The sequence below is a fragment of the Streptomyces naganishii JCM 4654 genome (assembly GCF_014650575.1).
Lineage (GTDB): Bacteria > Actinomycetota > Actinomycetes > Streptomycetales > Streptomycetaceae > Streptomyces > Streptomyces naganishii.
This window is the reverse complement of sequence record NZ_BMVF01000060.1, coordinates 1-1,393: the sequence shown is the minus strand read 5'-3', so window position 1 is coordinate 1,393 and position 1,393 is coordinate 1. Positions and strand designations below refer to the sequence as shown.

At 71.4% G+C, this 1,393-nt stretch carries 2 protein-coding genes and 1 pseudogene; 1 reads left to right on the top strand and 2 read right to left on the bottom strand.

Annotated features, from left to right (window positions below):
- Positions 1–73: pseudogene (locus IE217_RS34340) on the top strand (ATP-binding protein); the annotation flags it as partial.
- A gap of 178 nt (positions 74–251) precedes the next feature.
- On the opposite strand, the gene IE217_RS34335 reads toward IE217_RS34340, so the two are convergent.
- Positions 252–446 (bottom strand): acyl-CoA carboxylase epsilon subunit, encoded by a 195-nt coding sequence (locus tag IE217_RS34335; RefSeq protein ID WP_190181877.1) that lies wholly within the window; start codon positions 444–446, stop codon positions 252–254.
- A 76-nt stretch (positions 447–522) separates the two neighbouring features.
- Positions 523–1,393 (bottom strand): acyl-CoA carboxylase subunit beta (locus tag IE217_RS34330; RefSeq protein WP_308432811.1); only part of this gene is annotated, 871 nt, incomplete at its 5' end.

Sequence of the window (1,393 nt, the reverse complement as noted above, 5' to 3'; positions counted from 1 at the left end):
CCGGCACCGCGCCGACGCCAAGTCGGCGCTGATCACGCTGGTCGAGCACGCCCTCATGGCGCGGCTCCGGTAGGACGCGCACCGGCTGCTCCCGGACGGTCGTCGGCCGTCCGGGAGCCCGTGGTGTGCCGCGCGGTTCCCCATGCCCGAGGTTCCCCGCGCCTGCCCGCGGTTCCCGCGCCCCTGGGTGTACGCACGCACGTCGAAGGGCCCCTCTCTTCCGGGAGGGGCCCTTCGTGATGTTCCTGTGCTTAGTGCCAGCTGTGCGGGGCGCAGAAACCGTTCTCGCGCTCCAGGCGGCGCCAGCCCGCCCGGGCGCGGCCGCGGTGGGCCGGGGTGGTCTCGGCGGGGCGGGCGGCCGCGCGGGCCAGCAGGAGGGCCGTGATGGCGGCGACCTCCTCGGGCTCGGCGTGGCCCTTCTCGACGCGGATGTCAGGCGTGTCCATGAGTGTCAGTCTCCGTGGCTGAGTGGTCCGCGGGGTTGCCGCGGTGCGTCCGCCGGGTTACGGCGGCCGGTGGCCGTTACTGCGGGGGGTTGCCGTGCTTGCGGGAGGGCAGGTCGGCGTGCTTGGTGCTCAGCATCGCCAGACCCCGGACCAGGACCTCGCGGGTGTCGGCCGGGTCGATGACGTCGTCCACCAGGCCGCGCTCGGCGGCGTAGTAGGGGTGCATCAGCTCGGCCTTGTACTCCTTGACCATCTTCTGCCGCATGGCCTCGGGGTCCTCGGCCCCGGCGATCTGCCGGCGGAAGATGACGCCGGCCGCGCCCTCGGCGCCCATCACGGCGATCTCGTTGGTGGGCCAGGCGTACGTCAGGTCGGCGCCGATCGACTGGGAGTCCATCACGATGTAGGCACCTCCGTACGCCTTGCGCAGGATCAGCGAGATCCTCGGCACGGTGGCGTTGCAGTAGGCGTACAGCAGCTTCGCGCCGTGCCGGATGATTCCACCGTGCTCCTGGTCGACGCCGGGCAGGAAGCCGGGTACGTCCAGGAGAGTGACGATCGGGATGTTGAAGGCGTCGCACATCTGCACGAAGCGGGCGGCCTTCTCGCTGGCCTCGATGTCGAGGACGCCGGCCAGCACCTGCGGCTGGTTGGCGATGAGGCCGACGACCTGGCCGTCCAGGCGGGCCAGCGCGCAGATGATGTTCCGCGCCCAGCGCTCGTGGACCTCGAGGTACTCGCCGTCATCGACGATCTCCTCGATGACCTTGGCCATGTCGTAGGGCCGGTTGCCGTCCGCCGGGACGAGGTCCAGCAGGACGTCGGAGCGGCGGTCGACGGGGTCGGCGGTCTCCACCCGGGGCGGGTGCTCGCGGTTGTTCTGCGGGAGGAGGGAGAGGAGGTAGCGCACCTCGGCGATGCAGGTCTCCTCGTCGTCGTAGGCGAAG

What these genes read in the sequence shown, in the direction of transcription:
- IE217_RS34335 (WP_190181877.1), bottom strand. Translation starts at nt 446, where the DNA reads ATGGACACGCCTGACATCCGCGTCGAGAAGGGCCACGCCGAGCCCGAG.